Genomic DNA, 21,649 nt, shown 5'->3' with positions numbered 1-21,649 from the left:
GAAATGGTGCAAATTCTCCCCTTTTACCCTGAATTTTCTTAATCGCTTATTTTCATCATTATTCTCCTGCTACGCTTTTCTTATGGAATAAATACAGGAAGCGCGTCAATGAAGAATATCGCGATTATCGGCTCCGGCCCTACAGGGATTTACACCTTTTATCATCTGCTTAATAACAGCACCCCGCTCTCCGTATCCGTCTTCGAACAGGCCGATGAAGCTGGCGTGGGCATGCCCTATAACGACGACGATAATTCCCGGCTGATGCTGGCGAACATTGCGAGCATAGAAATCCCGCCCATTTTTATGACCTACCTCGACTGGCTCAAGGAACAGAGCGACGCCCATCTGGCGCGCTTTAAGGTTGATAAAGCCAGCCTGCATGACCGGCAGTTCCTGCCTCGACTCCTGTTGGGTGAGTATTTTCGCGACAGCTTGCGTTCAATCGTGAAAGAGGCAAAAAAACTGGGGTTCCAGGTTGCAGTCCATGAATCCGCGAAGGTAACGGACATCATCCCCTCGATAACCGGCGTAACGCTTTCCGTCAACGACACCACTTTGCCCGATCGGTTCGACCTGGCGGTTATCGCCACCGGCCACGTCTGGCCAGATGAGGAGGAAGCCACGCGCACGTTCTTCCCCAGCCCGTGGTCGGGGTTGATGGACGCCAGCATTCCCCCTTGCCGCGTGGGCATTATGGGAACGTCGTTGAGCGGTCTGGACGCGGCTATGGCGGTGGTAATGCAGCACGGTGAGTTTCGTGACGGTAAATTCCTCCTCGACAAAGGCAGCGAAGGGTTAAACATTACGCTGATGTCCCGCACGGGCATTCTGCCGGAAGCCGATTTTTACTGTCCAATCCCTTACGAACCGCTGTCGGTATTGACCGAATTCGTGGTTGAACGCGAGATAGCCAAAGGATCGGACGGCCTGCTTGACCGCATATTTTCCCTGATGGTGAAAGAGCTCGAGCTCGCTGACCCGGCGTGGTGCGAGAAAATTTCTCTGCGTAACCAGGATGCCGACAGCCTTCGTGAGGCATGGTTTGAGGACCGTAAACGGCACGGCCCCTTTACCTGGGCGGAAGAGAACCTCAGCGAGGTTGAACGCAACAAACGCGAACGGCGCACCGTGGCCTGGCGCTATACCGTCCTTCGACTGCATGAGGTGGTTCAGGAGATTGTGCCCCACCTCAGCGAAGAGGACAGAGAGCGCTTTAAGCAGGGCCTCGCCCGCGTGTTTATCGACAACTATGCCGCCATCCCGCCGCAGTCTATCCGCAGGCTGCTTGCGCTTCGCGAGGCCGGCATCATTAGCGTGGCGGCGCTTGGCGATGATTACACGCTCGACGCCGGCAGCGATCGGACGGTAATTACCACCAAAGAGAGCGTTTATCGTTTCGACGTGTTTATTGACGCGCGCGGGCAAAAGCCGCTCAAAACAAAGGACTTGCCTTTCCCGACGCTGCGTAAACAGCTGGCAGAGACGGGCGACGAGATACCCGACATTGGTGAGGATTACACGCTTAAAGCGCCTGAAACGGTTCGCGGGCGCATTGCTTTCGGTGCGATACCGTGGCTGATGCACGATAGTCCCTTCGTTCAGGGGCTGGCGGAGTGTGCGGAGATTGCAGAGGCGATGGCGAAGGCGGCTGAAAAACCTGCCTCGGGGAGACGGCGTCGGTTACCGTACGTGGAGAACTGACAGGGCTTCCATGCCCTGCTATCGGTGATTACTCGAAGAAGACCTCCGGGTTTTCCGACAGCGATACGAACGTTTTGGTGTTCTTATCCAGGGCAAGGATTTTGCCGCTTTCAATGTCATACACCCAACCGTGCAGACGAAGCGAATTATTACGCAGGCCCACCGCGACGGACGGATGGGTCTTGATGTTGCTCAGCTGCGCAAACACGTTCTCCTGCACCATCGCATTCACTTTATCGATCGGCTTGTCCCAGCTTTTCTTCTCTACCACGGCTTTCGCCGCGTCGGAATAGCGCAGCCAGTGCGATACGGCTGGCATTGGCTCCAGGTTGGCGTTATCGGCAATTGCCTTCATCGCGCCGCAGTTGGAGTGGCCGCAGATCACGATATCCGTCACGCCCAGCGCCACCACCGCGTACTCGATAGTTGCAGATACGCCGCCCGGCTCCGGCCCGAAAGGCGGGACAATGTTGCCAGCATTACGAATGACAAAAAGCTGTCCCGGCTCTTGCTGGGTGACCAGTTCAGGAACCAGACGGCTGTCGGAGCAGGAGATGAACAGCGCTTTGGGATTCTGGCTGGACGCTAAACTGCGAAAGAGCTCTTTACGTTGCGGGAAAATCTCTTTTTGAAAGCTGAGAAAACCTTCAATGATATGTTGCATAGCAATTTCTCTTTTATCTGTTTTCGTTTAGGTATGATCGCGATCACACTCGTAAAGTTTACCCACCGTACTTTACCTGAGACAAGCAATATATTTCTGGCCCGACCGCTGCACGATGTTGTCGGCGTTCGCCGGGATGTTTTGCCCTTCGAACGCGCCGTAAAGACGAGCGAACGATTTTCCCGCCAGGCGCCGGGTAATGTTCTCAACCGTACGGGCAGGCAGCGGGAGCATATTCGGGTAGCTCCACATAAACGACACCGCATCTTTCCCCGGGGTGACCTGCAAAATATCCCCCGCCAGCAAAACGCCCTCGCCCTCCTGCCAGTGCAGTACCGTTCCGCCCGCAAAATGGCCGCCGAGACGTAGCAACGTGACGGACGGCCAAATCTCCAGCGCCTCCCCCTCCCAGAAATGAATCGCCGGGCTGTTGCGCATCACCCATTCGCGGTCGCTGGCGTGCAGGTAGAGTGGCGCACCGAAAGCCGCGGCCCACTCCTGCATCGTGGTGTAATAGTGCGGATGCGAAATCGCAATGGCGTGAAGGCCACCGAGCGCGGTGATGAGCGTTTGGGTTGCGGGATCAAGGTTGGCAATGCAGTCCCAAAGAATATTGCCGTGCGGGGTGCGCAGAAGGAGCGCCCTCTGGTTAATCGCAAAAGCGGGAACCGTTTTGATACTGAACAGCGCGGGCTCCAGCTGCTGCCATTTATTCACGTGCGTGGCCGTCACCGTCGCGTAATCAATCCACGCCTGACCGCTGACCGGGACATACTGGCGTTCATCCTCGCAAATCGGACATCTCTCCGGCTTTCCATCATAGGAGGTACCGCAGGTTTTACAGAGTGTAATCATGAGCGCTCCTCGGTGATAAAGCACTGAGTATGGCAGGGATTATCCTTATGTGCTGCGAGGTACATTGCCGACGTTTTTTACCCTATACTGTGCCAGTATCAAAAACCGAACAGAGCAGGTGCTACATGGAAATTGATCTCGATAACTTAGTTTTTAACGGTCTGGATGAAGCGGAAGAGCGTAACGCGGAACGTCTGGACGACGCGGATAAAAAAGCGCAGGCGATTGTTGCCGACGACGACTGCGGTGATGCCTGCAAGATTTGATAAAAAAAGCACCGGTAAACCGGTGCTTTTTTATCTTACTTTTTCAGCCCGTCAATGGCCGCCGCACGGTGCGCTTCCACGGTTCTCGGGGAAAGATTCAGGCGTGCAGCCACCTCTTTATTACTGCACCCTTCCAGCAGTACGGTCAGGGTAACCAGAATGCCCTTCTCATTTTTCAGGCTGTCGACATTACCAGTTAACGTTGATGAGAACAAAAAAACGCGGGCGTAATCAGATCTCCGGCGTTTTGCTAAAGCCGGTCAGCATCAGGATCAGGCTTTGAGGGGAAGACGCCGTCTCAAACTGGTAGTGATTTCCCTGACGATCGCCGCCGATGTACCACGAAATCTCGGTTTTCCCTTCTGCCAGCGCCTTGCGCACCGCTTTATCCACGTCCACCATCCGGTATTCGCGGGAGTGGTTAAGGTAAAGCACCGCATCCGAACGATAGTTACAGGCTGGCCGCGACTGCCAGCTCACGCTGGCCGGATCCCAGTCGTTGCTTGCCGGATAGAAGAAAATTTGATCCGCGCCGTTGGTTTCCACTTTCCCGCCATAAATCCGCACGCGGTATTTAAACTGCGAAGGATCCTGTCCGGCAGGCAGCGGGGGAATGTGAAACTTCACCAGCGACAGCGTTTCGCTGTTTTTGGTGCGCCCGCCGTTCTGCCAGTTATCCTGCACCAGCAGGACCTGGGGCTCTGGCTGGGTAAGCGCGGGCTCCAGGCTGCTGAGCCAGACGTTGGCCTTCGCTTTTGAATAATCATACGGAACGGTGGTGCCGCAGTCCAGACCGCGGTTCATGCACAGGTCGGTCATAAAGCGCGCGGCGTCTTCCGTCCAGCCGTTCATAAAATCAGCATGCGCCGTATACAGGCTCCCCCACCGCTCTTCACGCTCGTTGCCGTGCATGATGGGGTCGAGAGAAAGCTGCGCTTTGCTGGTATCGAGCGAGCTAATCGTCGGGAGCACGTACGCAATGTTCATGTTCACAGTGGGAATTTTCACCGGGAAGTCGGACGGGCACTGCCCTTTGGTGTCGTAGGTGGCGTTGGCCAGACCGTGAGCGGGCTTAAGATTTACCCCGTCCCAGCAGTTCGGAAACTGAATGCCGATATTAAACTGCACGGCATCGTTCGCCTTGCGTAAGCCGCAGACCTCACCCGTTTTGGTGGTGTAGCCCTTGCCGTTAGCGCACAGGAAGGTGATATGTGGATTCGGGGCGGTGCCGTGATGATCGCCCGCCAGCAGCGACAGCCCCGCCGGGAACGGGTGCAGCGGCCAGGCGTCAACGTTCGATGCCTGATAATAGGTTTTTTGATAGGCGGGTTTGACCACCGTTCCGTCAGGCAATTTCAGAGAGGGTGCCCAGTAGGCCGAGCTGTCTGCTTTGTTATCGCAGGTGGTCTTTTCATCTTTACGCAGCGATTCACGGCTGGAGAAGGCATCCGTTTGCACGTTGCCAAAAAAATCGTGCAGCATGGCCTCGTTGGGCATGCCGTGCATCATAATGGCATCGTCGCCGAGCGTGTGGGAGTAACCGCAAACGACGTGCGCCTGTGGCGCAGCGTGCGCCGCCTGCATGGCAATCAGTAGTGCGGTGGCAGAAAGTGCCGGGGTTAATACTGTCCGTTTCATTATCATCTCCTTCTGAGAAAGGAGATATTGGTATCAAAACGGCCAGGGTTTACCGAGGATTTGCCCGCCTATTTTTCCGTTCATCCCTGCTTTACACGTATCACGCACAGCTCATTCCAGTACGTTTCGCGCGTGCGGCGAAGTTCAGCGTGACGTTTTATCATGGAACCACTCCGGGTCGATGTTAGCGACGTCCACGCCATACAGGCTGGCAACAGGCAGTATTGACTCCAGAACACGCTGCGCGCTGTTCTCCGCATTCGCTGGCCGGGTCGCAAAAAACCGCCGTAGCGTGCCGATCCATTTTTTCATTGCCTTTACCCCTCTCGCTTCACCAGCCCTGAGTTAAGCACGCGTTTCCTGGCCGCGGAAATATCAATTCCGGCAGTCGATGTGCAGGACGTGCAAATAGCTCCTTACATTTACCTGCCGGTAACACACTGTTCAATAATGCTTTTTTGTATAGAGCAAAGAACATTTTCTTATTTGGCGATAGCTTTTGCTTATGGGAGCGTAACGGTGCAAAACAAAAACAACGGGACGAACGATGACTATGGCAGCAAAGATGAAAAGGTTTAAAAAAGGGACGGCAGTTCTGGGATTACTGGCCGCCGGGAGCCTGTTTTCAGCGCAGGCGCTGGCCGATCGGCTGGAAGATATTAAGGCCGCGGGGGTGGTGAAAGTCGCCACGTTTGACGCCAACCCACCGTTTGGCTCAATTGATGCAAAAACGCACGAGATCGTGGGTTACGACGTGGACTTTGCCAAAGCACTGGCAAAATCACTCGGCGTGAAGCTTGAACTGGTTGCCACCAATCCGGCCAACCGAATTCCGCAGCTTCAGTCCGGTAAAGCAGACCTGATCGTAGCGGATATCACCATCACCCCGGAACGCGCGCAGGTGATTGATTTCTCCACCCCCTATTTCGTGACCGGACAACAGTTCCTGGTTCCCGCCAAATCGCCCGATAAGCTGGATGAATACAGCCGGGCGCGCATTGGCGCGGTCAAAGGCACCACGGGTGAACAGGCGCTCCACCAGCGTTTCCCGCAGTCCCGCGTGCTGGCTTATGACGACATTCCTCTGGCGCTGACGGCGCTGCGCAACGGCAACGTACAGGCCATTACCCAGGACAGCACAATTCTTGCAGGCCTGCTGGCACAGGCGCCGGATAAAGCGAACTTTAAAATCCTGCCCGATCTGCTCAGTAAAGAAGAAATTGGCGTCGGGGTGAAGAAAGGTGAAACAGCGCTGCTGAAAGCCGTCAACGATGAGCTGGTTAATCTCGAGAAGAACGGTCAGGCGGCAAAGATCTATGACGTCTGGTTTGGCCCAAACACGCCCGCTCCACAGCCTCGCGCCTTTAAAATAGAAGCCAGGTAATTATGCTCTCAGGTTTATTTTCCCATTCCGCGGCCGGTGCCGCGGATTTTTCACATCTGGAACAGGCCAGCGTTGAGTTTCGTCACGTGGACAAACGCTACGGCGACCATCAGGTTTTACGCGACATTAACCTCACCATCACGCCCGGTGAAGTGGTTGCTATTCTCGGCCCTTCCGGTTCGGGTAAATCAACGCTGATCCGTCTTATCAATCAGCTTGAAACCCTGAGCGGCGGGGAAATCCTGGTCGACAGCAAGCCGACCGGGCAGCTTTCCGGCAGCAGGCTGCGTCAGCTGCGCAGCCGCGTTGGATTTGTGTTTCAGCAGTTCAATCTGTATGCCCACCTCACCGCCAGCCAGAACATCACCCTCGCACTGGAGCATGTGCACGGCTGGAAGCCGCAGCCAGCTCAGGAGCGCGCGCTGGCGCTGCTGGAGAAGGTCGGAATGCAGGAAAAGGCTAACCACTTCCCCGCTGAACTTTCCGGCGGCCAGCAGCAGCGCGTGGCGATTGCCCGCGCCCTGGCCTCGTCGCCGCAGATCATCCTCTTCGACGAGCCGACGTCGGCGCTCGATCCGGAGATGATTGGCGAAGTGTTATTCGTCATGAAAACCCTTGCCCATAGCGGGATCACCATGATTGTCGTGACTCATGAGATGCAGTTCGCCCGGGAAATTGCCGACCGGATTGTCTTTATCGACGGCGGGCAGATTCTTGAAACCGCGCCGCCGGGACAATTTTTCAGTCAACCGTCGCATCCCCGGGCGCAGCGTTTCCTGCAAAAAGTGCTGAACCCGCTGCACCAGGAGCACCTCTGATGCCCGCCCTCGACTGGCAGGGTGTGCTGGCCGGACAGCCTCTGCAGTGGATACTCTCCGGATTTCTCACCACCCTGTGGGTGACGCTGACGGGGGGCCTGATCGCCAGCCTGCTTGCACCGACCTTTTTGCTCCTGCGTCTTTCCGGTGGACGCATCGGGAATGCGGTCGTCAGCGGCTGGGTATCGCTGTTTCGCAATACGCCGCTGTTGGTCCAGCTGCTGTTCTGGTATTTCGCCGCCTGGAACGGGTTACCGCAGGGCTTTCGAGACGCGGTGAATGCGGATCACAGCTGGTCAATTCTGCCCGGCGACGTCTGGTGGTTTACCCCTGAGTTTTTATGTTCTGCCTGGGGGCTGGGCGTTTTTACTTCGGCGTTTTTAATTGAGGAAGCGGCATCGGGACTGCGTTCTGTTCCTGCCGGACAGCAGGAAGCGGCGCTGGCGCAAGGGTTCTCCTCGTGGCGTTTATTTCGCTACATCCTTCTGCCGCAGGGGCTCGCCAACGCCTGGCAGCCCGTTGTCGGCCAGTACCTCAATTTGATGAAGCTCTCCTCGCTCGCCAGCGGGATTGGCTTCGCTGAGCTAACCTACCAGGTCCGGCAGATTGAAAGTTACAACGCCCACGCCATGGAGGCGTTTATCGTCGGTACGGTGCTCTATTTGCTTACCGGCATTGTCATGGGGATGGTGCTGGTGCGCGTCGGTCCGCATTCAGGGAGGAAAAAAGATGGTTACAGGATTTAACGTTATTGTCGAAAACCTGGATTATCTGCTGTGGGGACGAACGGCAGCGGGTGAACCCGGCGGCGTACTGCTTTCGCTGCTGATGGCCGCAGGGGCCGCCCTGCTTGCGCTTCCCGGCGGCGTGACGCTGGCGTGCCTCGCCTGGCGCTATCCTGGGCTGGTGCGCAGGGGGCTTTTTCTGTGGGCGGAGTTGATTCGCGGTATTCCCCTGATTTTTGTGATTTTCTGGATGTGGTATCTGTTGCCGCTGATCACCGGAGGGGATCTGCCGGGGGCGCTGACCGTGACGCTGGCGCTGGCCTGGTTTACGGCGGCATCGGTGATGCATTCGGTTTTTGCCGGGCTCAGGGCGCTCCCAGCGGGTCAAAACGAGGCCGCGCTGTCTCAGGGGTTCAGCACGCAGCAAACCCTGTGGCGCGTGCTACTGCCGCAGACGCTGAGAAATATTTTGCCGTCGCTGGTGGGAATTTTTATCAGCCTGCTGAAGGATACGTCGCTGGCATTCATCGTCAACGTCCCGGAGCTGACAACGGTGGCGGGACAGGTCAATAACCGGGTGCAAATCTACCCGGCGGCCATCTTTATCTTTACGGGTGCGGTCTATTACTTGCTCTGCTGCTCGCTTGAACAGGTCGCGAAACGCTGGCGCGTTAGCCGGCCAGCGCCTTAACCACCGTTTCCATCGCTTCGGTTGTCAGTGCGCTGCGCTTGATGCGCTGGTTCGCCAGCGCCGTGCGCAGCACGCCCGCAATGACAATATGCTTCGGCTCCTGCCCTAAATCACGCATCTCCAGCACCACCTTTCCGACCACCCGGCACATCTCCTGGTACAGCGCTTCATCTTTGGTCACGTTACCCATCGTCATCACTCCATTGCCTGTTAAACGTTGAGCTTAAATGATTCTCCCGCCGGATACAAAAAAGAAGCCCGGCGAGGATCTCGCCGGGCTTCATCTGGAAAATCAAATAATTAGTTGTTTACTGGAATGACCGCGCCTTTGTATTTGGTGCGGATCCAGTCCTGAATCTCTTTGGAGTGCAGCACGTTCACCAGCGCGACGATGTCTTTCTTCTTCTCGTCACCGCGATGCACGGTAATGATGTTGGCGTACGGGTTGTTTTCACCGCTCTCTACCGCAATCGGGTCGTGAACCGGATCCAGACCGGCGTCTATCGCATAGTTGGCGTTAATCACCACCGCGTCGCCTTCGTCGTTGTTATACATCTGCGGCAGCAGGGACGCTTCCACGTTCGGCGTGAACTTCAGTTTTTTCGGGTTCTCAACGATATCGCTGATGCGCGCCGTCACTTTGTCGATGCCCGGCTTCAGCTTGATCACGCCCTCTTTTTCGAAGATGGAGAGAATACGGCCTTCCTCGGAAACCGCATCACGCATGATGATCTTGCCGCCTTCCGGCAGATCCTTCAGGGATTTGTATTTTTTTGAGTAGATGCCGATTGGCTCAATGTGGATCGCGCCCGCACTGACAAAATCGTAGTCTTTATCGCCCGCATGATCTTTCAGCACGCTGTTCAGGTAAGGAATGTGCTGGAAATAGTTCGCGTCGATGTCATGACCCGCCAGCGCAGTGTTCGGCAGAATGTAGTCCTGGAACGGTTTAATCTCCAGGTCGATACCCTGCTTCGCCAGAATCGGCTTTGCCTGCTCCAGAATTTCGGCGTGCGGCGTGTTGGATGCGCCCACGGTCAGGGTGTCGGCCCAGGAGGCGAAGCTCAGGGCGCTCAGGGTTGCGGCGGCGATCAGTGTCAGTGTCTTTTTCATGATGTGGTTCCTGTGTGTATTTATTAGCGTTTATCTAACAGTGAAGTAATGACATCGCCGCAGAACTGGATAATGAAAACGATGATTAAAATGGTCACCGTTGCCACCAGCGTGACGTCACCATGGTTGCGCTGGAATCCTTCCAGATAAGCCAGATTTCCTAAACCGCCGGCACCAATCACCCCCGCCATGGCGCTGTAGCTCACCAGCGCAATTAGCGTCACCGTAATACCTGATACCAGTGCAGGTGATGATTCCGGCAGTAAAACCCGAAACACGAGCGTGCTAAGCCGTGCGCCCATCGAGCGCGTGGCTTCTATCACGCCTTTATCCACTTCACGCAGGGCAATTTCCACCAGGCGTGCGTAGAACGGTGCGGCACCCACGATCAGCGCCGGCAGCGCCGCGTTGGCACCAAGAATGGTGCCGACGACGGTCTTGGTGAACGGGATCAGCAGAACGATGAGAATGATGAACGGAATCGAGCGGAACACGTTCACCACTATCGAAATGACGCTGTAGACCGTGCGGTTGTGGAACAAGCCACCGCGCGCGGTTAAAAACAGCGCCAGCCCCAGCACGATGCCCAGCACAAAGGTCGCCACGCCGGAAAGCGCGGTCATGTACAGCGTCTCCAGCGTTGCAGCCCAGAGCTGATCCCACTTGAGATGCGGAAAGAGATTCTCAGACATGTTTAATTACCTCGCCTTCAATATCGCTGTGCTGCAGGTCGGCGAGGATATTGTTCAGTTGTTCATCGGATGCCGCCACGTGGACCCAGAGCTGCCCGAAAACACCGTGGGCGGTCTGCGTCATTTTTCCGTGCAGGATGTTAAACGGCAGGCCGTAGCGCAGGGTGAGTTCCCCGACAATCGGCTTGTGCGTGCTGTGTCCGGTAAAGGTCAGCCTGATCACCGTGCCTTCCAGATCGCTTGCCAGTTCGGTGTTGAAGGTCTCTTCCTCGGCGTACTGGCTCACCTGGCGGACAAACTGCTGCGTAATCGGCTGCTGCGGATGGGTAAAGACGCTCAGCACGTCGCCCTCTTCCACCACTTTGCCGTTCTCCATCACCGCCACGCGGTCGCAGATTTTGCGCACCACGTGCATCTCGTGCGTGATCAGCACGATGGTGAGCTTGAAGCGGCGGTTAATGTCCAGCAGAAGATCGAGGATCTGATCGGTGGTCTGCGGGTCGAGCGCGGACGTAGCCTCATCGCAGAGCAGCACGTCGGGGTTGTTGGCCAGCGCGCGCGCAATCCCCACGCGCTGCTTTTGCCCGCCGCTCAGCTGCGACGGATACGCATTTTCGCGTCCCTTCAGGCCAACCAGCTCCACCAGTTCGGCGACGCGCGCCTTAATCTTCGCTTTTGGCACACCGGCAATTTGCATAGAGAAAGCAATGTTCTCACTCACCGTGCGCGACCACAGCAGGTTGAAGTGCTGAAACACCATGCTTATTTTCAGACGCGCCTGGCGCAGTGCTTCACCTTTTGCGGCGGAGATATCCTGCCCGTTAATGGTGACGCTCCCGGCGCTGGGTTTCTCCAGACCGTTCAGCAGGCGAATCAGCGTGCTTTTCCCGGCGCCGCTGTAACCGATAATGCCGTAAATCTGTCCCTGCTCTATCGTCAAATTGACGTTATCAACGGCAGTCAGCGCGACCTTTCCGTTGTCAAAAACCTTCGAAATATTGCTGAGTACGATCATTCTTATTCTTTATCCGTTTCGCGCATGGCTGTTTAGCAGTATGGATGTCCAAACGATAGTAAACAGGCGTTATCAGCTTTTAAATGAACAAAAAAGAATGTGTTATAACTTTCGGAAATAAACAGCGGATTTACCGGGTGGGAAATATTTAGACCAATTTCAGCAATGATTATCTGCCGGATGCATATCTGCTGGCGGACGCCCGCAAAAAACGGTCATTTTTGCAGCATTTTATCCCAATATAGCCATCCTCACATCCAGACAACTTTACGTCTTGCTGTCCTGACATCCAAAAACGGCATTTATATTCCTTTCTGTTCTAAACGGCAGTGAATAGTTCTTTATTGAGAAAATTTCATCGCCCTATCATCCCGTCATGACATCCCGAAAGGAAAACATCATGACGATTTACCACTCCGTCACCGAACTGATTGGCCGCACGCCGCTGATCCAGCTGCATAAGCTTGATACCGGTCCCTGCTCACTGTTTCTGAAGCTGGAAAACCAGAACCCCGGCGGCTCGATTAAAGACCGCGTTGCGCTGTCGATGATTAACGAAGCGGAGCGTACCGGCCAGCTGCAGCCGGGCGGCACGATTATTGAGGCCACGGCGGGCAATACCGGCCTCGGCCTGGCGCTGATCGCCGCCCAGAAAGGCTACTCGCTGATCCTCGTAGTGCCCGACAAAATGAGCCGCGAAAAGATTTTCCACCTGCGCGCGCTGGGTGCTCAGGTGGTGCTGACCCGCTCGGACGTGAATAAGGGCCACCCCGCCTATTACCAGGATTACGCCCGGCGTCTGGCCAACGAGCTGCCCGGCACGTTTTACATCGACCAGTTTAATAACGTGGCCAACCCGCTGGCGCACCGCACCACCACGGCACCGGAACTCTATGAACAGCTTGACGGCAAGATTGACGCCATCGTCGTCGGCGTCGGCTCAGGCGGTACGCTCGGTGGCCTGCAGGCGTGGTTCGCCGAGCACTCTCCGCACACGGAGTTTGTCCTGGCTGACCCCGCCGGGTCGGTGCTGGCCGACCAGGTGGAAACCGGACGCTACCACGACGCGGGCTCCTGGCTGGTAGAGGGCATTGGCGAAGACTTTATTCCCCCGCTGGCCCACATCGAAGGGGTGAATCGCGCCTGGCGCATCTCCGACCGCGAAGCCTTCGCCACCGCGCGCGAGCTGCTGAAAACGGAAGGCATTCTGGCGGGCTCCTCCAGCGGCACGCTGCTGGCAGCGGCGCTGAAGTATTGCCAGGCGCAGACCGTGGCGAAACGCGTGGTGACCTTTGCCTGTGACAGCGGCAATAAGTATCTCTCGAAGATGTTTAACGACGACTGGATGCGACAGCAGGGGCTTATCACGCGCCCTCAGGCGGGGGATCTCTCCGACTACATTGCCCTGCGCCATGATGAAGGCGCTACCGTCACCGCCGCGCCGGACGATACGCTTTCCACCGTGCTGGCACGCATGCGCCTGTATGACATCTCTCAGCTGCCGGTCCTGGAGAACGGCAAGGTGGTGGGCATTATCGACGAGTGGGATCTGCTGCGGCATATCGGCGGCGACGGCGACCGCTTTGCCCTGCCGGTCACGGCGGCCATGACCCGTCAGGTGGAATTTCTCGATAAACGTGCCCCGGAGAGCGCCCTGCACGCCATCTTCGACCGCGGTCTGGTGGCCGTGATTAACGACAATGACCGTTTTCTCGGCCTGATTACGCGCAGCGACGTCCTGACCGCGTGGCGCAATCGTCTACAGCAATAAAGGATTAAACGATGAAAAACCTGGCAACCCTGAGCGTCCACAGCGGCGCATTCAACGACCCGCACGGCGCCGTCATGCCGCCGATTTACGCCACGTCGACGTTTGCGCAACCGTCACCCGGCGAGCATACCGGCTATGAGTATTCCCGCAGCGGCAACCCAACGCGCCATGCGCTGGAAACGGCGATTGCCGAACTGGAGGGCGGCACGCGCGGCTACGCCTTCGCCTCCGGACTGGCGGCCATCTCCACGGTGCTCGAGCTGCTGGATAAAGACAGCCATATCGTCGCCATTGATGACGTTTACGGCGGGACGTACCGCCTGATTGAAAACGTGCGCAAACGCAGTACGGGCTTGCAGGTCAGCTGGGTTAAACCGGACGACTTAGCCGGGCTTGAGACCGCCATTCGCCCGGAGACCCGCATGGTGTGGGTCGAAACGCCGACCAACCCGCTGCTGAAGCTGGCGGATCTGGCGGCCATTGCGGCGATCGCCCGTCGTCATAACGTCATCAGCGTGGCGGATAACACTTTCGCGTCGCCGGTGATCCACCGCCCGCTGGAGTCCGGTTTCGATATCGTGGTGCACTCCGCCACCAAATACCTTAACGGGCACTCTGACGTGGTGGCCGGGCTGGCAGTGGTGGGAGATAATCCGGCGCTGGCGGACAAGCTGGGCTATCTGCAAAACGCGGTGGGCGGCGTCCTGGATCCGTTCAGCAGCTTCCTGACCCTGCGCGGTATCCGCACGCTTGCGCTGAGGGTAGAAAAGCACAGCAGCAACGCGCTGGAGATTGCGCAATGGCTGGCGCAGCATCCTCTGGTCGAAAAAGTGTTCTATCCCGGCCTGGAATCGCATCCGCAGTACCAACTAGCCCGCACTCAGATGGCCCTGCCGGGCGGGATGATTTCCGTCGTGGTGAAAGGCGATGCGCAACGCGCCACCGAGGTGATTCGCAACCTGAAGCTGTTCACCCTCGCGGAAAGCCTGGGCGGCGTGGAGAGCCTGGTAAGCCAGCCTTACAGCATGACGCACGCCTCGATTCCGCTGGAGCAACGGCTGGCAAACGGCATTGTGCCGCAGCTGATCCGCCTCTCGGTAGGCATTGAAGATCCAAAAGACCTGATTGCCGACCTCAGCCAGGCGCTGCAAAAATAAGCAAACGGCGGCAGGTCGCTCACCTGCCGCCAAAAGTTGTCATCATGGCTTAACGCCTTGATAACAATATTATGTGAAACGGCATTGATTAATTCTGAAACACCGTTTCCATTTTCCTTTTATCTTAAAATTAGCGTATAATGCGCGCCAAATCCCTGGTGAATGGTTTCAGCGCTTGGAATACAAAAAACAACGTACAACTTCTCCTCTCCTTCGTTGGGCTGTCACTCAGGCACACTTTCTTCTGCACGCTCATTTGATGTCTCCTATCCTTAGTGCGTGTCATATACTCTTTTGCAACACAGGTTTGACTCCGCGGCGGTGCGCCCCCGGAGCGAGATTTCCATATCCTTCCCAACTTAAAGACTAAGACTGTCATGAAAAAGACGAAAATTGTTTGTACTATCGGCCCGAAAACCGAATCCGAAGAGATGCTGAGCAAAATGCTGGACGCCGGCATGAACGTGATGCGTCTGAACTTTTCCCACGGTGACTACGCAGAACACGGTCAGCGTATCCAGAACTTGCGCAACGTGATGAGCAAGACCGGTAAAAAAGCGGCGATCCTGCTCGATACCAAGGGTCCGGAAATCCGTACCATCAAACTGGAAGGCGGTAACGACGTCTCTCTGAAAGCGGGCCAGACCTTCACCTTCACTACCGACAAATCCGTTGTTGGTAACAGCGAAATCGTTGCGGTCACCTATGAAGGCTTCACCAGCGATCTGTCCGTGGGTAACACCGTGCTGGTCGACGATGGTCTGATCGGTATGGAAGTGACCGCTATCGAAGGTAACAAAGTTATCTGTAAAGTGCTGAACAACGGCGACCTGGGCGAAAACAAAGGCGTTAACCTGCCGGGCGTTTCTATCGCGCTGCCAGCACTGGCGGAGAAAGACAAACAGGACCTGATCTTCGGCTGCGAACAAGGCGTTGATTTCGTTGCGGCGTCCTTCATCCGTAAGCGTTCCGACGTGGTTGAAATTCGTGAGCACCTGAAAGCCCACGGCGGCGAGAAGATCCAGATCATCTCCAAAATCGAAAACCAGGAAGGCCTGAACAACTTCGACGAAATCCTCGAAGCGTCTGACGGCATCATGGTTGCTCGTGGCGACCTGGGCGTTGAAATCCCGGTTGAAGAAGTGATCTTCGCCCAGAAGATGATGATCGAGAAATGTGTTCGCGCGCGTAAAGTGGTTATCACCGCCACGCAGATGCTGGACTCCATGATCAAAAACCCACGCCCTACCCGCGCTGAAGCAGGCGACGTGGCGAACGCCATCCTCGACGGTACCGATGCAGTAATGCTGTCCGGTGAATCCGCGAAAGGGAAATACCCTCTGGAAGCGGTCGGCATCATGGCGACCATCTGCGAACGTACTGACCGCGTGATGACCAGCCGTCTGGACTTCAACAACGACAGCCGCAAGCTGCGCATCACTGAAGCAGTGTGCCGCGGTGCGGTAGAAACCGCTGAGAAACTGGAAGCGCCACTGATTGTTGTTGCGACCCAGGGCGGTAAATCTGCGCGCGCAGTGCGTAAATACTTCCCGGATGCCACCATCCTGGCCCTGACCACCAACGAAACCACCGCACGTCAGCTGGTGCTGAGCAAAGGCGTGGTTGCGCACCTGGTCAAAGAGATCGCCTCGACTGACGATTTCTACATTCAGGGTAAAGCAATGGCTCTGGAAAGCGGTCTGGCGCAGAAGGGCGACGTGGTTGTAATGGTTTCTGGTGCTTTGGTACCAAGCGGAACAACCAATACTGCCTCCGTTCACGTGCTGTAATAATTCACGAACGAATTAAATTTGATAAAAAGCGCCCAATGGGCGCTTTTTTTATTCCCGGCATTAGCCAAATTCATTCAAAAAGCAAATCGGGTTTTTCTATTTAAATGCGATTTATCTAAGATGAATCCGATGAAAAATGCCTTTTTTTACATAGCTTTTTACTCAAAACGCACTGATTCGATGCTTCTTTGAGCGAACGATCAAAAATAGGCGTATTCCCATCAAAAAAATATTCTCAACCCAAAAAAGTTTGTGTAATACTTGTAACGCTACATGGAGATTAACTCAATCTAGAGGGTATTAATAATGAATCGTACTAAACTGGTACTGGGCGCGGTAATCCTGGGTTCTACTCTGCTGGCTGGTTGCTCCAGCAACGCTAAAATCGATCAGCTGTCTTCTGACGTTCAGACTCTGAACGCTAAAGTTGACCAGCTGAGCAACGACGTGAACGCAATGCGTTCCGACGTTCAGGCTGCTAAAGACGACGCAGCTCGCGCTAACCAGCGTCTGGACAACCAGGCTACTAAATACCGTAAGTAATAGTACCTGTTAATAAAATGGCGCACATTGTGCGCCATTTTTTTTGCCTGCGTCAAACTGCTACTGCGTTACCTTTTCCCCTTCCTCTTCTGCTACCGCAGCAGACACCCGGCGGTTCTGCACTGACAACACGCTATTGCTGGCCGACGGGCCGCTACCCGCGGATACGACAACCGGGATCCCGGCACGGCGCGCCAGGGCTTTATCAATTAACGCCTTATCGCTTCCGGCCTGAGTAACAAAGGTGGCAAAGTCTGCCGAGTGGGTAATGGGCGAAATCTGCGGGTTCTCGCCCTCCACCTGCGCCAGAGGACGGTGGACCTCAATATAACGTTTACCGTCCGGCTCAACCGAGAATTTCACCGGCTCGTTGATGATCTGTACCCGCGTGCCGACCCGCACCTGTTCAAACAGGGCTTTAATATCCGGGGCGTTCATTCGCATGCAGCCGGAACTGACGCGCAGACCTACGCTGTCCGGCGCGCTGGTGCCGTGAATAAGATATTCCCCATTACCAATTCCCAGACGCAGCGCATAGCGCCCCAGCGGGTTATTTGGCCCCGCCGGGACGACGGGTGGCAATTTAATTCCCTGGGCCAGGGAACGCGCTCTGATGCCCGCCGTTGGCGTCCAGGTTGGATTAGGGATTTTTTGGCTGACGCGGGTGGTGCTCACCGGCGTTTCCAGCCCCAGCTGTCCGATGCCGAGCGGGAAGACCTGGACAATATTTTCTCCCGGCGGGAAGTAGTAGAGCCGAAGCTCGGCCAGGTTAACCACAATGCCTTCGCGCGGGGTATCCGGCAGCAACATCTGCGACGGGATCGTGATAACGGTACCCGGCGCCGGGTTTACTGGCGCAATGGTATTGTTCGTTTCAAGGATCACCTGCGCCGCCGTATTAAACCGACGGGCGATAGTCTGAAGCTTATTATCCCCTTCCTGTATCGTGTAGGTTTGATTTTGCCCAATCAGACGGCTGCCTGCGGGCGGCAACGGATAGTCCATCGCGCGGGCCGAATTAAACGTACCGAGCGAACTGAGGAGTAATAGAGTTATTAGAGACGCGCGCTTCATGCTGAGATTCCTTATTCACTGGCAGGATGCCAGAAAGCTGAAAAACCAGCGAGGCGGGAACCACCTCGCGAAACAGAATGAATGCTGTTCTGTAAGTCTAGCTAAGGATTGCAGCTTTGGCGCGAATGGCGCGAATCATCGCTTCCAGCCCCTGAGAGCGGGACGGGGTGAGGTGTTGGGTCAGGGCCATTTTTTCAAACCACGGGCGGACATCGAACGCGACGATATCCTGCGCCGACATCCGGTGGTAAAGAATAAAGACGACCGCAATCAGCCCTTTTACAATGGCCGCATCGCTGTCGCCGTGCAGGGCGATAGTGCCGTCGTCAGACTGCTCCATCACAATCCACACCTGGCTCTGGCAGCCCTGAATAATGTTTTCTGGGTTATGCGCCTCTTCACCGAGCGGCGGCAGACGCTGCCCCAGCTCGATGATATAAAGGTACTTCTCTTCCCAGTTTGCACAGCGCCCAAAGTTGCGCAGCAATTTGTCTCTGTCCGGCAGTTCCGCCATCTTTTGCCTCTTCTTAGCCCAGCAGCTGGTGAATGCGCTTAAGCCCCGCCACCAGCCTGTCGACCTCTTCCATTGTGTTATACATCACCAGCGATGCGCGGCACATTGCCGGCACCTGATAAAAAGCCATCAGCGGCATGGCGCAGTGGTGGCCGGTACGGACGGCCACGCCGTAATTATCGAGGAAGCTGCCCACGTCATAGGCGTGGTGTTTCCCCAGGTTAAAGGCAATCACGCCCTGCCGGTCAGCCGGGCCATACAGGGTAAGGTCCGGCACGCTGGCAAGCTCCTGCAGCGCGTAGTGCATCAGCAGCTGTTCGTACTCCTGGATGGCGTCGAGGCCGATTGCGGAGACGTAAGACACCGCCGCCCCCAGGCCGATAATCCCGCCAGTGTTGGGTGTGCCCGCCTCGAAACGCCAGGGCGCGCGGGCGTAGGTCGTCCCTTCCGTCAGGCTGACGGTGGCGATCATCGATCCGCCCCCTTCCCACGGCGGCATCGCCTGCAGGATGTCCTCTTTCACATACAGCACGCCAATCCCGGTCGGGCCATAGAGCTTATGCCCGGAGAATACGTAGAAATCACAGTCCAGCGCCTGTACGTCCACCGCGTGGTGCATCACCGCCTGCGCGCCGTCAATCAGCACCTTCGCGCCGGCCTGATGAGCTTTTGCGATAATCTCTGTCACCGGGTTTTCGGTGCCCAGCACGTTAGAGACCTGGGTGACCGCAACCAGCCGCGTTTTATCGTCCAGCAGGGCGTCAAGCTGCTCCAGCTGCAGCGTGCCGTCGTCGTTCAACGGAACGACCCGCAGCTGCGCGCCGACACGCTCGCAGAGCATCTGCCACGGCACAATATTGGCGTGGTGCTCCATCTGGGTGATGATGATGTTATCCCCCGCGCGCACCTGGGCGTTGCCCCAGCTGTTGGCGACGAGGTTAATCCCCTCGGTTGTGCCGCGCACAAATACCAGCTCTTCCGGCAGGCGTGCATTAAGGAAGGCTGCAATTTGCGTTCGCACGTTTTCCATGCGCTGGGTCGCCTCGGCGCTCAGGGTATGAATACCGCGATGCACGGCGGCGTAGCCGTGGCGGTAGAACTCGGCTTCCGCATCCACCACCTGATTCGGCTTCTGCGCGCTGGCCGCGCTGTCGAGATAGGCCAGCGGCAGGCCGTTCACTTCACGGGTCAGAACCGGGAAATCGGCCCGCACTTTCTCTACGGGAAAACTCATGCTTCGCCTCCGGGCAGACGCTGACCAATGCGGGCCAGCACCTGCTGCTTCAATACGCCATCGTGCAGCGCTTCCGTAAGCTCCGCCGCAAAGGCGTAGATGATCATTTTCTGCGCCGCCTGCTGGTCGATGCCGCGCGAGCGCAGGTAGAACATCTGCTCGTCGTCGATCCGACCGACCGTCGCGCCGTGACTGCATTTTACGTCGTCGGCGTAGATCTCCAGCTGCGGCTTGGTGTCCACTTCCGCCAGGCGCCCCAGCAGCAGATTGTTGTTGGTCATCTGCCCGTCGGTTTTGATGGCGTGCTGGGCCACGTTAATCAGGCCGTTAAACACCGCCCGCCCTTTATCGCTGACGATGGTTTTGTGCAGCTGGCGGCTGTTGCAGTAGCCTTTGTTGTGCTCAAGCCAGGTGCGCGTGTCGCACACTTCAGCCTTCACCGGCATCGCCAGGCTGTTGATGCGCAGCGTAGTGTTTTCACCGTTAAGCTGCGTGCTGGTGTTGTGGCGCAGCACCGCGCCGCCGAGCAGGAAGCTGTGGCTGTACGCCGCGGCATCCTGGCCCAGCAGAAGATCGTTATGGGCAAAATGATGGCTCTGCGGATTCTCAAACGCCAGCTTAATGTGGTGAAGCTGCGCATTGGCGGCAACGTTCATCGTCAGCCGCGACCCGGTAAAATGGCGGGTCTCGTTGAGGCTGACGTAATGTTCGATTACCGTGGCCTCCGCCCCCTCCGCCAGCTCAAGGTGATGGCGATAGTGCGCGGTGTTGATCTCATCGCCCTCCACGCCCTGTGTGATGTGCATCAGCAGCAGCGGTCTTGCCGGACGCTGGTTACGCTTGACCTGAATATGCGTCACGCTGCGGGCCAGGCTCTCGGTCAGGTGGAGGAAAACTTCCGGCTGAACCGGGGCGCTCAGTCTCTGGCGGTCGTCGTTAATGACGATATCGAACCCGCTATCCCGGGCGTCATCACTCAGTTCAGGGCGCCAGACGCCGTCGACAAAGACCAGACGCACCGCATCCACCGTCAGCGCCAGAGCGTCACGCCGGGCCGGGTCAATCTCCGCCAGACGCGTCACAAACTCGCCGTTCAGCAGGCCGTCAAGTGGGGTGTATTTCCAGTTCTCATGCTTCCGCGTCGGCAGGCCGAGGCGCAGCATCTGCTGCAGGTGCTGCTGCGCCTGCTCGGAGCGCGTATTACCCTGCTCCTCAAACAGCCGGTGCCACTGCTGGAGCGCATTACTGCTGTTCGGTAAGCCAGCCATAGCCCTGCTCCTCCAGTTGTTTAACCAGCGTAAAATCACCGGATTTCACAATACGTCCCTGGTAAAGCACGTGGACGTAGTCCGGCTTGATGTAGTCCAGAATGCGCTGGTAGTGGGTGACAATAATGAACGAGCGCTTGCCGTCGCGCAGGGAATTCACCCCGTCGGCGACAATCTTCAGGGCGTCGATATCCAAACCGGAGTCGGTCTCATCCAGAATGCACAGCTCGGGCTCCAGCACCGCCATCTGCAGGATATCGTTACGCTTTTTCTCGCCGCCGGAAAAGCCGACGTTGACCGAGCGGGTCAGCAGGTCTTCCGGCATTTTCAGCAGTTTGATCTTCTCTTCCATTAGATCCTGGAAGTCGAAGCGATCCAGCGCCTCCTGGCCGCGATACTTGCGCACCGCATTCAGCGCCGTCTGGAGGAAAAACTGGTTGCTGACGCCCGGAATTTCCACCGGGTACTGGAAGGCCATAAAGATGCCCTCACCCGCGCGGTCTTCCGGCGACATCTCCAGAAGATCTTTGCCGTTAAATTCGACCGAGCCGCCTGTCACTTCGTAATCTTCGCGTCCCGCCAGCGTCGCTGAAAGCGTACTTTTCCCGGAGCCGTTTGGCCCCATGATGGCGTGAACTTCACCCGGCTTGACGTCAAAATTGAGACCGCGCAGGATCGCTTTCTCTTCCACGCTAACCTGTAAATCTTTAATGCTTAACATGTGCTTTCC

The 21,649-nt window shown here is 56.6% G+C and carries 25 protein-coding genes; 11 read left to right on the top strand and 14 right to left on the bottom strand.

Annotated elements, in window-relative coordinates:
* Positions 1-108: 108 nt before the first annotated feature.
* A complete protein-coding gene (locus tag ACMGGH_RS14910) occupies positions 109-1,704 on the top strand; it encodes an FAD-NAD(P)-binding protein (RefSeq protein WP_232948148.1) in 1,596 nt (531 codons plus the stop codon).
* A gap of 28 nt (positions 1,705-1,732) precedes the next feature.
* Here ACMGGH_RS14910 and ACMGGH_RS14905 read toward each other — a convergent pair whose 3' ends face one another.
* Positions 1,733-2,368 carry a carbonic anhydrase gene (locus tag ACMGGH_RS14905; protein WP_028012884.1) on the bottom strand — a complete coding sequence of 212 codons (636 nt, stop codon included), beginning with the start codon at positions 2,366-2,368 and terminating at the stop codon, positions 1,733-1,735.
* A gap of 72 nt (positions 2,369-2,440) precedes the next feature.
* Positions 2,441-3,223, bottom strand: a complete 783-nt coding sequence (locus tag ACMGGH_RS14900; protein ID WP_232948147.1) for an MBL fold metallo-hydrolase — start codon at positions 3,221-3,223, stop codon at positions 2,441-2,443.
* A 125-nt stretch (positions 3,224-3,348) separates the two neighbouring features.
* On the opposite strand from ACMGGH_RS14900, the gene ACMGGH_RS14895 reads away from it, so the two are divergent.
* A complete protein-coding gene (locus tag ACMGGH_RS14895) occupies positions 3,349-3,489 on the top strand; it encodes a hypothetical protein (protein WP_003857665.1) in 141 nt (46 codons plus the stop codon).
* A gap of 35 nt (positions 3,490-3,524) precedes the next feature.
* On the opposite strand, the gene ACMGGH_RS14890 is transcribed toward ACMGGH_RS14895, so the two are convergent.
* The 3 genes from ACMGGH_RS14890 to ACMGGH_RS14880 form a co-directional block, all read right to left on the bottom strand.
* Complete coding sequence (locus tag ACMGGH_RS14890; RefSeq protein WP_028012882.1) at positions 3,525-3,704, bottom strand: LuxR C-terminal-related transcriptional regulator; 180 nt, start codon at positions 3,702-3,704, stop codon at positions 3,525-3,527.
* A gap of 16 nt (positions 3,705-3,720) precedes the next feature.
* The gene (locus ACMGGH_RS14885) at positions 3,721-5,127 is read right to left on the bottom strand and encodes a DUF1996 domain-containing protein (RefSeq protein ID WP_232948146.1); all 1,407 of its coding nucleotides are present in this window, start codon (positions 5,125-5,127) and stop codon (positions 3,721-3,723) included.
* A 144-nt stretch (positions 5,128-5,271) separates the two neighbouring features.
* Positions 5,272-5,439, bottom strand: a complete 168-nt coding sequence (locus ACMGGH_RS14880) for a hypothetical protein (RefSeq protein ID WP_032644868.1) — start codon at positions 5,437-5,439, stop codon at positions 5,272-5,274.
* A 241-nt stretch (positions 5,440-5,680) separates the two neighbouring features.
* On the opposite strand from ACMGGH_RS14880, the gene ACMGGH_RS14875 reads away from it, so the two are divergent.
* From ACMGGH_RS14875 to ACMGGH_RS14860, 4 genes are read left to right on the top strand one after another with little or no spacing between them, the layout of a single operon-like run.
* Positions 5,681-6,511, top strand: a complete 831-nt coding sequence (locus tag ACMGGH_RS14875; protein ID WP_232948380.1) for an ABC transporter substrate-binding protein — start codon at positions 5,681-5,683, stop codon at positions 6,509-6,511.
* Positions 6,512-6,513: 2 nt separating this feature from the next.
* Entirely contained in the window at positions 6,514-7,329 is an 816-nt protein-coding gene (locus tag ACMGGH_RS14870; protein WP_192970964.1) for an amino acid ABC transporter ATP-binding protein, read from the top strand.
* Positions 7,329-8,075, top strand: coding sequence for an amino acid ABC transporter permease (locus ACMGGH_RS14865; RefSeq protein ID WP_059356946.1), 747 nt, complete (start codon positions 7,329-7,331; stop codon positions 8,073-8,075). The genes ACMGGH_RS14870 and ACMGGH_RS14865 overlap by 1 nt, the downstream gene beginning before the upstream one ends.
* Positions 8,059-8,745 (top strand): amino acid ABC transporter permease, encoded by a 687-nt coding sequence (locus ACMGGH_RS14860; protein WP_028012877.1) that lies wholly within the window; start codon positions 8,059-8,061, stop codon positions 8,743-8,745. The genes ACMGGH_RS14865 and ACMGGH_RS14860 overlap by 17 nt, the downstream gene beginning before the upstream one ends.
* Here the strand turns inward: ACMGGH_RS14860 and fumD are convergent.
* The 4 genes from fumD to ACMGGH_RS14840 form a co-directional block, all read right to left on the bottom strand.
* Positions 8,726-8,935 (bottom strand): fumarate hydratase FumD, encoded by a 210-nt coding sequence (gene fumD, locus ACMGGH_RS14855; RefSeq protein WP_028012876.1) that lies wholly within the window; start codon positions 8,933-8,935, stop codon positions 8,726-8,728. The two genes, ACMGGH_RS14860 and fumD, sit on opposite strands and share 20 nt — an antisense overlap.
* 110 nt (positions 8,936-9,045) lie before the next feature.
* Positions 9,046-9,858 (bottom strand): MetQ/NlpA family ABC transporter substrate-binding protein, encoded by an 813-nt coding sequence (locus ACMGGH_RS14850; RefSeq protein WP_028012875.1) that lies wholly within the window; start codon positions 9,856-9,858, stop codon positions 9,046-9,048.
* 23 nt (positions 9,859-9,881) lie between these two features.
* Positions 9,882-10,550, bottom strand: coding sequence for a methionine ABC transporter permease (locus ACMGGH_RS14845; RefSeq protein WP_028012874.1), 669 nt, complete (start codon positions 10,548-10,550; stop codon positions 9,882-9,884).
* Complete coding sequence (locus tag ACMGGH_RS14840) at positions 10,543-11,565, bottom strand: methionine ABC transporter ATP-binding protein (RefSeq protein WP_045630167.1); 1,023 nt, start codon at positions 11,563-11,565, stop codon at positions 10,543-10,545. Before ACMGGH_RS14840 ends, ACMGGH_RS14845 begins: the two co-directional genes overlap by 8 nt.
* Positions 11,566-11,965: 400 nt before the next feature.
* On the opposite strand from ACMGGH_RS14840, the gene ACMGGH_RS14835 reads away from it, so the two are divergent.
* The 5 genes from ACMGGH_RS14835 to lpp all read left to right on the top strand — a co-directional run bounded on the left by ACMGGH_RS14835 (position 11,966) and on the right by lpp (position 16,829).
* Positions 11,966-13,336, top strand: a complete 1,371-nt coding sequence (locus tag ACMGGH_RS14835; protein WP_232948145.1) for a pyridoxal-phosphate dependent enzyme — start codon at positions 11,966-11,968, stop codon at positions 13,334-13,336.
* Positions 13,337-13,347: 11 nt separating this feature from the next.
* On the top strand, positions 13,348-14,493 hold the full coding sequence (locus ACMGGH_RS14830; RefSeq protein WP_232948144.1) for a trans-sulfuration enzyme family protein: 1,146 nt from the start codon (positions 13,348-13,350) through the stop codon (positions 14,491-14,493).
* A 175-nt stretch (positions 14,494-14,668) separates the two neighbouring features.
* Complete coding sequence (locus ACMGGH_RS14825) at positions 14,669-14,863, top strand: hypothetical protein (protein WP_418721936.1); 195 nt, start codon at positions 14,669-14,671, stop codon at positions 14,861-14,863.
* 7 nt (positions 14,864-14,870) lie between these two features.
* On the top strand, positions 14,871-16,283 hold the full coding sequence (pykF, locus tag ACMGGH_RS14820) for a pyruvate kinase PykF (protein ID WP_014883536.1): 1,413 nt from the start codon (positions 14,871-14,873) through the stop codon (positions 16,281-16,283).
* 309 nt (positions 16,284-16,592) lie between these two features.
* Positions 16,593-16,829, top strand: coding sequence for a murein lipoprotein Lpp (gene lpp / locus ACMGGH_RS14815; protein ID WP_001082307.1), 237 nt, complete (start codon positions 16,593-16,595; stop codon positions 16,827-16,829).
* Positions 16,830-16,889: 60 nt separating this feature from the next.
* On the opposite strand, the gene ldtE is transcribed toward lpp, so the two are convergent.
* The 5 genes from ldtE to sufC all read right to left on the bottom strand — a co-directional run bounded on the left by ldtE (position 16,890) and on the right by sufC (position 21,640).
* Positions 16,890-17,903, bottom strand: coding sequence for a L,D-transpeptidase LdtE (gene ldtE, locus ACMGGH_RS14810; RefSeq protein ID WP_420299130.1), 1,014 nt, complete (start codon positions 17,901-17,903; stop codon positions 16,890-16,892).
* 97 nt (positions 17,904-18,000) lie between these two features.
* A complete protein-coding gene (sufE, locus tag ACMGGH_RS14805) occupies positions 18,001-18,417 on the bottom strand; it encodes a cysteine desulfuration protein SufE (protein ID WP_028012869.1) in 417 nt (138 codons plus the stop codon).
* Positions 18,418-18,430: 13 nt separating this feature from the next.
* Positions 18,431-19,651 carry a cysteine desulfurase SufS gene (sufS, locus tag ACMGGH_RS14800; RefSeq protein ID WP_028012868.1) on the bottom strand — a complete coding sequence of 407 codons (1,221 nt, stop codon included), beginning with the start codon at positions 19,649-19,651 and terminating at the stop codon, positions 18,431-18,433.
* The gene (gene sufD / locus ACMGGH_RS14795) at positions 19,648-20,919 is read right to left on the bottom strand and encodes a Fe-S cluster assembly protein SufD (protein ID WP_232948142.1); all 1,272 of its coding nucleotides are present in this window, start codon (positions 20,917-20,919) and stop codon (positions 19,648-19,650) included. Before sufD ends, sufS begins: the two co-directional genes overlap by 4 nt.
* Complete coding sequence (gene sufC / locus ACMGGH_RS14790; protein WP_041910384.1) at positions 20,894-21,640, bottom strand: Fe-S cluster assembly ATPase SufC; 747 nt, start codon at positions 21,638-21,640, stop codon at positions 20,894-20,896. Before sufC ends, sufD begins: the two co-directional genes overlap by 26 nt.
* Between the last annotated feature and the right edge of the window lie 9 nt (positions 21,641-21,649).

The sequence above is a fragment of the Enterobacter sp. BNK-16 genome, assembly GCF_048684955.1.
Taxonomy (GTDB): domain Bacteria; phylum Pseudomonadota; class Gammaproteobacteria; order Enterobacterales; family Enterobacteriaceae; genus Enterobacter; species Enterobacter bugandensis.
This window is presented reverse-complemented; position numbering and strand designations above follow the sequence as displayed.